Source organism: Cetobacterium sp. ZWU0022 (assembly GCF_000800875.1).
Classification (GTDB): domain Bacteria; phylum Fusobacteriota; class Fusobacteriia; order Fusobacteriales; family Fusobacteriaceae; genus Cetobacterium_A.
In genome coordinates, this window is record NZ_JRJZ01000154.1 from 20829 (window position 1) to 30988 (window position 10160).

8 protein-coding genes are annotated in these 10160 nt (G+C 29.4%); all 8 read left to right on the forward strand.

Annotated features, from left to right (window positions below; all coding sequences use genetic code 11):
* Positions 1–23: 23 nt before the first annotated feature.
* The 8 genes from dxr (at position 24) to rpoD (ending at position 10063) form a co-directional block, all read left to right on the forward strand.
* Entirely contained in the window at positions 24–1178 is a 1155-nt protein-coding gene (gene dxr, locus L988_RS11150; RefSeq protein ID WP_047384291.1) for a 1-deoxy-D-xylulose-5-phosphate reductoisomerase, read from the forward strand.
* Entirely contained in the window at positions 1165–1851 is a 687-nt protein-coding gene (locus tag L988_RS11155; protein ID WP_047384293.1) for a deoxynucleoside kinase, read from the forward strand. The genes dxr and L988_RS11155 overlap by 14 nt, the downstream gene beginning before the upstream one ends.
* An 11-nt stretch (positions 1852–1862) precedes the next feature.
* Entirely contained in the window at positions 1863–2891 is a 1029-nt protein-coding gene (locus L988_RS11160; RefSeq protein ID WP_047384295.1) for an RIP metalloprotease, read from the forward strand.
* A 22-nt stretch (positions 2892–2913) separates the two neighbouring features.
* Positions 2914–3522 (forward strand): TetR/AcrR family transcriptional regulator, encoded by a 609-nt coding sequence (locus tag L988_RS13325; RefSeq protein ID WP_052191829.1) that lies wholly within the window; start codon positions 2914–2916, stop codon positions 3520–3522.
* Between the two features lie 159 nt (positions 3523–3681).
* Complete coding sequence (locus L988_RS11170; RefSeq protein WP_047384297.1) at positions 3682–5067, forward strand: sigma-54 dependent transcriptional regulator; 1386 nt, start codon at positions 3682–3684, stop codon at positions 5065–5067.
* Between the two features lie 31 nt (positions 5068–5098).
* Positions 5099–6847: a peptidylprolyl isomerase gene (locus L988_RS11175; RefSeq protein WP_047384298.1), complete on the forward strand. Its 1749-nt coding sequence runs from the start codon at positions 5099–5101 to the stop codon at positions 6845–6847.
* A gap of 155 nt (positions 6848–7002) precedes the next feature.
* A complete protein-coding gene (gene dnaG / locus L988_RS11180; RefSeq protein WP_047384300.1) occupies positions 7003–8784 on the forward strand; it encodes a DNA primase in 1782 nt (593 codons plus the stop codon).
* A 43-nt stretch (positions 8785–8827) separates the two neighbouring features.
* On the forward strand, positions 8828–10063 hold the full coding sequence (gene rpoD / locus L988_RS11185) for an RNA polymerase sigma factor RpoD (protein WP_047384302.1): 1236 nt from the start codon (positions 8828–8830) through the stop codon (positions 10061–10063).
* Positions 10064–10160: the final 97 nt, after the last annotated feature.

The window sequence follows — 10160 nt, forward strand, 5'->3', positions numbered from 1 at the left end:
ACACAATTTAAGAGGAGTAGAGTATGAAAAATATAACTATTTTAGGTTCTACGGGAAGTATTGGAACAAACGCTTTGAAAGTTATAGCAGCAAAAAATGAAGAGTTTAAAGTTTTAGGAATATCAGGGTATTCTAATTTTGAGTTGTTAAAGGAGCAGATTGAGAAGTTTGACCCTAAATATATATGTATTGGAGATAAAAATAAAGCTGAAGAGTTGAAAGAGATGTACCCTAAAAAGGTAATCTATTTTGGAGATGATGGATTAAAAAGTATGGGAGCTTTAGATGAAGCAGACATAGTTTTAACAGCAATAAGTGGTGCAATAGGAATTGAAGCAACTGTAGAAGCTATAAAAAAAGAGAAGAGAATAGCTCTTGCAAATAAAGAAACAATGGTTGCAGCTGGAGAATATATAAATAACCTTTTAAAAAAATATCCGAAAGCTGAGATTATACCTGTTGACAGTGAGCATTCAGCACTTTTCCAAAGTATGCAAGGAAGTTCTAAAGATGAAGTAAAAACTTTGATTATAACTGCGAGCGGTGGAACATTTAGAGGGAAAAAATTAGAGGATTTAAAAGAGGTAACAGTAGAACAAGCTTTAAAACATCCTAATTGGTCTATGGGAAGAAAGATAACAATAGATTCATCAACTTTAATAAATAAAGGGTTAGAGGTAATTGAGGCTCATATGTTATTTAATATAGATTATGATAATATTGAAGTTCTAGTACATCCACAAAGTATAATTCATTCGATGGTTGAATTTAAAGATAGTTCAATAATAGCTCAGATTGGTGTTCCTGATATGAAGTTACCAATTCAATATGCTTTTACTTATCCAAAAAGAGAGGAGAGTTCTGAGTTAGAGAGATTGAATTTGAAAAGATTAAAAGAGTTGACATTTGATGAAGTAGATAGTGATGTCTTTAAAGGAGTAGACTTAGCTTTTAAAGCAGGTAGAGTAGGAAAAACAATGCCTTGTGTTTTCAATTCAGCAAATGAAGTTGCTGTAGAGCTGTTTTTAAAAGGACAAATTAAGTTTTTAGAAATTTATGAGATAATAGAGAGAGCTATGCAAGAACATCAAGTTAAAGAGGTGGACTCTTTAGAGGTTATAAAAGAGACAGATAAAGAAACAAGAAAGTGGGTTTATAATAATTATGCAAAATATTAAAAAAGGAAAATTAATAGTAATAGAGGGAACAGACTCAAGTGGAAAAGAGACTCAAACAGCTCTTTTATTTGAGAGATTATCAGAGAAAATTGAAAAAATTAGAAAGATATCGTTTCCTAACTATGAAAGTCCAGCTTGTGCACCGGTAAAAATGTATTTAGCAGGAGAATTTGGAATGGATGCAACAGCTGTTAATCCGTATCCAGCTTCAACGATGTACGCTATAGATAGATATGCGTCATTCAAAAAAGATTGGGGTATTTTTTACAATGAAGGTGGAGTGATTGTAACAGATAGATATACAACGTCAAATATGGTTCATCAGGCTTCGAAAATAGATGATGAAAAAGAGAAAAATTCATATTTGGATTGGTTAGAAGATTTAGAGTATAATAAAATGGGGATTCCAAAACCAGATTTAGTTATATTTTTAAATATGCCTACTGAGACGGCTGAAAAATTGATGGCTCAGAGAAAAAATAAAATTACCGGAGAAGCAAAAAAAGATATTCATGAAAAAGATGCGGATTATTTAAAAAAATCTCATTCAAATGCTTGTGAAATTTCGAAAAAATATTCTTGGTTAGAGATAAAATGTGTTGAAGATGGAAGACTTAAAACAATTGAAGAGATTTCAGATGAGATATATAATCTTGTAATGAAAACTTTATAACAGGAGGAAGAATGGATATATTGATAGCGCTACTGCTACTAGGAGTTATAATTTTTATACATGAGTTAGGACATTTTTTAGCGGCTAGATTTTTTAGAATGCCTGTTTCAGAGTTTGCAATAGGAATGGGACCAGAACTATATTCTTACTACACAGGAAGAACATTATATTCGGTGAGAATAATACCAATTGGTGGTTTTGTAAATATAGATGGTATGGAAGTAGATAGTAAAGTTGAAAATGGATTTAATAGTAAATCCCCTCTTGCAAGATTTACAGTTTTGTTTGCGGGTGTATTTATGAACTTTATGTTAGCATTTTTAGTTATACTAGGAGTTACATTTGCTTCAGGTAAGGGAGTTCAAAATACAAATCCTGTAGTAGGAAGTATAATAAAAGATGTTAAAGCTTCAACTGTTTTAAAAGAGAAAGATGTAATAAAAGAGATTGAAGGTGTAAAGATAGTTACATGGAGTGATATAGGTGAAACCGTTTCAAAAGATTCTGCAACTAAGGACATTTTAGATATTGTTGTAGAAAGAGATGGAAAAGATTTAGATCTTCAAGTTCCTTTAACAAAAGTAAGTGATGAAAGAGCTCCTATAATGGGGATAATTCCAGAGTATACTTTTGAAAAATTTGGAGTAGTTGAAGGAGTGAAGCAAGCTTCAAAAATATTTGTAGGTGTCTTTGAAGATACTTTAGGTGGAGTAAAGATGCTTTTAACAGGAAAGGTAAAAGCGAAAGATATAAGTGGACCTGTAGGGATAGTAAAAGTTGTGGGAGATGCTAGTAGAAGTCAAAGTTCTGGAATACTGGTGTGGTTGCTAGCTATTTTATCTGTAAATGTAGGTATATTTAATTTATTACCATTCCCTGCTTTAGATGGTGGAAGAATAATATTTGTAATTTTAGAGTTAGTAGGAATAAAAGTTGATAAAAAGCTAGAAGAAAGAGTTCATACAGCAGGAATGTTACTGTTGTTTGGTCTTATAATATTTGCAACTGCTAATGATTTATTTAATATTTTTAAAATTTAATTAAAAATAAGGATGTGGTATTGTGACTAAAAGAGATCGTATAAAAAGAACTGCAACAATTTTATTTGCAGCAAATGGAATAAGAAATACGAAGATAGAGGATATAGCAAATGTTTTAGAAATGGCCAAAGGAGGTTTCTATTACTATTTTAAGAGTAAAGAGGAGTTGTTACAGGAGATAATGGATAACTCTGTAATAAGCAGAAGAGAATTTTTAAAAGAGGTTGGAGATTTAGATATACCTTTTGAAGATAAACTAAAAATGATAGTAAGAAGAAGATTAAGTTTAAGAGATGATAGATATAATCTGTTTTTATTCGCAAAAATATATGAAAACGGAGAGATAAACTTAACTTATGATGAATATATGAAAAGAGATATAATTTTTAGCGAGTTTTTAGCAAACAATAAAGAGCATATAAAAGATGAATATAAAGATGAGATTGAAAAAATAAGAACAATGCTAAGTTCATCTTTAACTGCATTATTGTTATTTTTAATTACACAAACTGGAGTTTCAGTAACAAGTGAAGAAAGTTATAAAAAAATGGTAGAAAAATATGCTACTTTAGACATAGATAAAGAGATAGATATGTATTATAATCTGTTTTTGAAATCGATAGTAAAATAGGTAGTGTAAAAAAAAGGAAAAAAGCCTAAAAATTAGAACTAATGTTTAGAGTGAAACTCTTTGAAATAATCTAGAACAGAAATTTTCAAAAAAGTCTTGAAAAATAACAAAATATCAATTATAATACATTGTTAACGAAAATAGAAAATAGGAGGAAAAATGAAAAAATCGATATTAGTAGTTTCAGAAAGAAAAGAAACGTTAAAACAAGTAAGAAAAGCTTTGTCAGAAGTTTATGAAATAATTACATTTAATAACCTGTTAGATGCGTTAGATATGTTAAGAGAGAGTGACTTTGATGTGGTATTATTAGATGAATACTTAACTTGGTTTAACTTCTCAGAAGCGAAAAGAAAATTAAATGGAATAGGAAAGGACTTTGTTGTAATCGGATTATTAGACGAAGAAAACGAAGCTTTAATTCAAGAAATGAAGGAAGCTGATATTTATAACTACTTATTAAAACCAGTAGATGTAAAAGAAATGAACAGAATAATGATACCAGCTTTAAGAAACTTAGAAATTGTAAAAGAGAAAAGAAAATTAGAAGAGAAACTTTCAGATAGCGAAGATGAAAATGAAATCATTGGACAATCTGCAAGAGTTAAAGAGGTTAAAAACTTAATCGAGAAGGTTGCTGAAAGTGATTTAACAGTTTTAATAACTGGAGAAAACGGAGTAGGAAAAGAGTTAATTGCTAAAGAGATATTTAAGAAAAGTGATAGAAGAAAAGAAAACTACATCACAATCTCTTGTGCTTCATTACCAGAAGATTTAATCGAAAGAGAGTTATTTGGATATGAAAGAGGAGCTTTCTTAGGAGCGACAACAAGTAAAAAGGGAATTTTAGAAGAGGCTGATGGAGGAACTGTATTCTTAGATGAGATTTCAGCTATGGATTTAAAAGCTCAATCTAAAGTTTTAAGAGTTATTGAATATGGAGAGTTCAGAAGAGTTGGAGGAAATAAATCTAGAAGAGTAGATGTTAGATTTATTGTTTCAACAAATAGAGATTTAAAAGAGGAAACTGAAAAAGGTAAATTCAGAAAAGATTTATACCATAGATTAACAGCTTTCCCAATTGAAGTTCCACCTCTAAGAGATAGAAAAGATGATATTCCTATGTTAGCAAACTATTTCTTAAATAAAATAGTAAAAGATTTAAGAAGAGAGATTCCTGTAATTTCTGGAGATGCTATGAAATATTTAATGGAATATTCATACCCTGGAAATATTAGAGAGTTAAAAAACATGATTGAAAGAATGGTAATTTTATGTAACGATAGAAATATTGATGTAGAGGATTTACCTTTAGAAATTAAAATGAAATCTGATACAGTTGAAAATAAAACTGTAATCGGAGTAGGACCTTTAAAAAATATATTAGAGCAAGAGATCTATGCTTTAGATGAAGTTGAAAAAGTTGTAATAGCTATGGCATTACAAAAAACAAGATGGAATAAGCAGGAAACTTCTAAGCTTTTAGGAATTGGAAGAACAACTCTTTATGAGAAAATAAGAAAGTACGGATTAGATACAAAATAATATTTTACAAAATTTTCGGAGGGGTTAAAAAATGGCAATTAGAAAGTTTAGAAAAAATATGAAACCAGTTATCTGGGTAGTAACAGTATTCTTTTTTATTAGTTTAATAGCAGGTTATGCTATGTCATTTAAAAGCGGTTCAGCAAATTCACAACTGGCTTTTAAATTAAATGGAAAAAAAGTTACTATGGTAGAAGCTCATAGATCTATGGCAATAATGTCTGAAAATTATAAAAGATATTTAGGGCCAACAATAGATCCAGAGACAATGAATGTAATAGCATTTAATGAGGTTATAAATAGAAATCTTTTATTAGGTATGGGAGATAAACTTAAAGTAAAGGTTTCTGGTTCAGAAGTAGATGAACAAATGAATCAAATAAAAGCAGCATTCCCAGATAAGGATCAATTCAAAAATGCGCTTTTAAGTCAAGGGTATACAACAAAGACGTTAGAAAAAGAGATTAGAGAAAACTTAATTTTACAAAAAGTTTCTGATATGATAGGAGCAGAAGTAAAGATAACTCCAGAGGAGATTGCAGATTATTATGCAGATTATAAATATACAATGTTCCAAGGTCAGCCTTTAGAAAATGTTCAAGCTCAAATTGAGCAGGGATTAAAAGCTCAAAAAGGTTCTGAAATCTATGCTAAAGAGATGTCAAAAGCAAGATCAGAGATGAAGTTAGAGGATTTAGATAAAACGTTCGATAACTATATAGAGAAAGAAGAGTTTGAATTTGATGGAATTAAGGTAACAAATGTAGAGTATGCAAAGAGAGTTTTGAATAGCTTAGCTATGACAAAAGGGGATGTTGAAGGTGCAAAAGAGTTAGCAAAAACTTCAATTGAATCTGAGATAAAGCTTTTAAAAGCTTCAGAAGAAAAAGGAATAAAACCAGAAATGGGATTACCTTTAGATCTACAAGTTGCAAATTCTGTTAAAGAGCTTTATACTCAATTAAAATCGGAAGTTAAATATACAGAAAATGATTTAAAAGAATTTTTCGAAGAAAATAGACTAAACTACGATACACAAAAAAGTGCTGATGCTGATATAGCAATTTTAAAAGTGGAAGCAACAGAAGCTGATGATCAAGTAGCAAAAGTAAAGGCAGAGGAGTTATTAAAGAAATTGACTCCTAAAAACTTTGCTGAAATGGCTAAAAAAAATTCAGATGGACCAAGTGGACCAGCTGGAGGATCATTAGGAACATTTAAAAAGGGAGATATGGTAAAACCGTTTGAGGATGCAGCTTTCTCAGGAAAAGCAGGAGAGATTTATCCTGAAGTTGTAAAAACTCAATTTGGTTATCATTTGATTTTTGTTCAAGAAAAAAATGATGCTGATGAAACAGTTACAGCAAGCCATATTTTAATAATTCCTGAACCTTCTGAAGAAACATTGGCGTCTAAATTAGAGCAAGTTTCTCAAATTGTGGCAGATTTAACTAATAAAACAATAACTTTTGCTGATTTGAAAAATGAAGCAGGAATTGTTTTCTCTGAAAAGATAGATGGAATAACAGAAGAAGGGTATATTCCAGGATTAGGATATAATGAGGATTTAGCAAAAGCAATTTATGGATCTGAATTAGATAAAATCGGATTTATAAAAGATCAAAAAGATTATATAATTTATAGAAAAGATGTTCAAGTAGAAGAGAAGAAAGCAGAGCTTTCAGAATTCATGGAACAAGTTAAATCTGATTATATAAATGCTAAGGCTCAAGAAGCATTAAAAGAGATAGAATTAAGCACAAGAACTACAGAAAATTAAAGAAATTAAAGAAGGATTTTTAAAATCCTTCTTTTTCTTTATTTTTATTAAAAAAAAATTGCATATTTACTAGAAATATAATATAATTTAGGATAGAGCGGTTTGCTCTTAAATATTATTTACTCATAAAACCTTAAAAGATTGGGAGAATATTAATGAAATATAAATCAGAAGATATTGATTTATTGTTACAACAATTACATATTGAAGATGTTGTAGGAGAGGTTGTAGACTTAAAAAAAACAGGGGCTAACTATAAAGGATTATGCCCATTTCATCAAGACAACAACCCATCATTTGTAGTCAGTCCAAGCAAAAATATTTGTAAATGTTTTGTTTGTGGTGCAGGTGGAAATCCTATAAAATTCTATTCAGAGTATAAAAAAATATCTTTTGTTGAAGCAGTAGAAGAATTAGCAAAAAAATATAATATTCCAATAAAAAAAGTGGGGAATAGTAGAGTCAATGAAAATAAAGAGTATTATGACATTATGGAAGAAGCTCATAATTATTACAAAGAAGAGATATTTAAAAATACAGCAAGAGATGCTTTAGAATATTTATCAAAGAGAAAAATAAATCCAAAACTTATAAAAGATAATGAGATAGGGTATGCTCCTAATTTATGGACAGGTCTTTATGATTATCTTATAATAAAAGGATTTCCAAAACAAAAAATATTTGATTTGGGTCTTGCTAAAGAGAATGAAAAAGGGATATATGATTCGTTTAGAAACAGAATAATATTTCCAATCTATTCAGTAGCAGGAAAAGTTATAGCTTTTGGAGGAAGATCACTAGAAGATAGTAAAGAGATTCCAAAGTATATTAACTCTCAAGAAACACCAATATTCAGTAAAGGGAAAAATCTGTATGGTTTTATTCAAAAAGGAAGTAATATAAAAAAGAAGAGTTATTCGATACTGATGGAAGGATATATGGATGTATTATCAGCACATTCATATGGATTTGATGTTGCATTAGCACCACTAGGGACAGCTTTAACAGAAGAGCAAGGACAGCTATTAAAAAAGTATACTAGCAATGTTATTTTATCTTTTGATATGGATGAGGCTGGGCAAAAAGCAACAGAAAGAGCAATAATGATTTTAAAATCAGAGGGCTTTAATATAAGGGTATTAGTTTATAAAGACGCAAAAGATCCGGATGATTATTTAAAAAAGTTTGGAAAAGAAGCTTTTTTAAAAGTGGTTAAAGAGTCTTTAGAAGCTTTTGATTATTTATATAATAGATACTCTGCGGAGTATAGTTTAGATGATCATATGTCTAAGCAGAATTTCATCAATAGATTTAAAGAGTTTTTCCAATGCTTAGAAAATGATCTTGAAAAAAGTTTATATATGGATAAACTATCAAAATCATTGAATATAGATATAGATATATTGAAATCGATTTTAGTAGTTAATAACAAAAAAAGAGTAAAAAATACTTATGAAAAAAAAGAGGAAACTAAAGATTTAGACGAAAAAGGTCTATGTAATCTAGAGAAATTAACTTTAGCATTAGTTCTTTCTGAAAATGAGTATTTTAATGATTTTAGAAATAAAAAAATCAATAGTAGTTTAGGTAGAAAAATATTTGAATACATTGAATTTTTATTAGAAAATAACCAAAAAAGTACTAATATAATAAAAGATATAATATTAACAGGAAATCTAACCCAAGATGAAGAGAAGGAGTTGGTAAATATATCCTTACTTTCTATAGACGATTTTTCAAATAAATTAGATGTAGAAAAAGGATTCCAAATTATTTTTATGTCGTGGTTTATACTAGAGCTAAAAGAATCTTTAAAAGAGAGAACAAATCTTTTAAAGCATATTCAGTTGAAAAAAATAGAGGATAAATTGAAACAGCAAATAGAGTTCAATGACCTTCGAGCATTGTATCAAGAGTTTAAAAATATCAATGCATAAAATTTTGAAAGATAATTTTATTCAATAGAGGAGGCTTCAACTAATGAAGGAGTTTATAAAAAATGAAAAGGTTTTAGCTTTATTAAGAAAGGCAATGGAAAATAAAGTAATAAGCTATGAAGAGATTAATAGCAAATTAAGTTCAGATTTTCCGCCTGAAAGAATAGAGTTTTTAATAAATGGAATGACGGAACAAGGTATTAAAATTGTTTCTCAAGCAGATGTAAAAAAACAAGAAGTTACAAAAAGAAAAGAAGAAGATAAAAAAGATGCAAAAAAAATTATAACTCCAATAATAAAGAGACCTGTTGTTGAACTTGAAGATGACGATGATGAAGAGGAAAAAGGTAAAGAGTATTCTGAAGATTTCGATTTCAATCCAGATGATATAGAAGAAGTAAGTGAAGATGACTTAGTAAATGATGATTTATTCAGCATTACTGGTGAGATGGAAGTTGATGAACCAATAAAAATGTATTTAAGAGAGATTGGGCAGATACCTCTATTAACTCATGATGAAGAGTTAGGATATGCAAAGGCAGCTTTAGAAGGTGACGAATATTCACAACAACAACTTATAGAAGCGAATTTAAGACTAGTTGTAAGTATTGCTAAAAAACATACAAATAGAGGATTAAAACTTCTTGATTTAATTCAAGAAGGAAATATTGGATTGATGAAAGCTGTAGAAAAATTTGAATACAGTAAAGGATATAAATTCTCAACTTATGCAACTTGGTGGATTAGACAAGCTATAACAAGAGCGATAGCTGATCAAGGAAGAACAATTCGTATACCAGTTCATATGATTGAAACAATAAATAAAATAAAGAAAGAAGCTAGAATTTACCTTCAAGAAACAGGAAAAGATGCTACTCCAGAAGTTTTAGCTGATAGATTAGGTATGGAAGTTGACAAAATAAAAAGTATCCAAGAAATGAATCAAGATCCTATATCTCTAGAAACTCCAGTTGGAAGTGAAGAGGATAGTGAATTAGGAGATTTCGTAGAGGATAACAAAATGCAAAATCCATATGAACTAACTAATAGAACTTTACTTAGAGAGCAATTAAATGATGTTTTAAAAACTTTAAGTAGCAGAGAAGAGCAAGTTTTAATCTTCAGATATGGATTGAATGATGGTGCTCCGAAAACTTTAGAAGAGGTTGGAAAAATATTTAAAGTAACAAGAGAGAGAATCAGACAAATAGAAGTGAAAGCTCTTAGAAAATTAAGACATCCAAGTAGAAGAAAAAAATTAGAAGATTTTAAAGTATAAAAATGTGGGGGAGACTAGTGCCCCCATTTTATATTAATAAAGAATCTGTTAACTAAAGATGAAAAATAGGTCCAGTTCTTTGAAAAGGGATAAAGAT

Coding starts and splice junctions, on each gene's coding strand:
- dxr (WP_047384291.1), top strand. CDS start 24: ATGAAAAATATAACTATTTTAGGTTCTACGGGAAGTATTGGAACAAAC.
- dnaG (WP_047384300.1), top strand. CDS start 7,003: ATGAAATATAAATCAGAAGATATTGATTTATTGTTACAACAATTACAT.
- L988_RS11160 (WP_047384295.1), top strand. CDS start 1,863: ATGGATATATTGATAGCGCTACTGCTACTAGGAGTTATAATTTTTATA.
- L988_RS11170 (WP_047384297.1), top strand. CDS start 3,682: ATGAAAAAATCGATATTAGTAGTTTCAGAAAGAAAAGAAACGTTAAAA.
- L988_RS11155 (WP_047384293.1), top strand. CDS start 1,165: ATGCAAAATATTAAAAAAGGAAAATTAATAGTAATAGAGGGAACAGAC.
- L988_RS11175 (WP_047384298.1), top strand. CDS start 5,099: ATGGCAATTAGAAAGTTTAGAAAAAATATGAAACCAGTTATCTGGGTA.
- rpoD (WP_047384302.1), top strand. CDS start 8,828: ATGAAGGAGTTTATAAAAAATGAAAAGGTTTTAGCTTTATTAAGAAAG.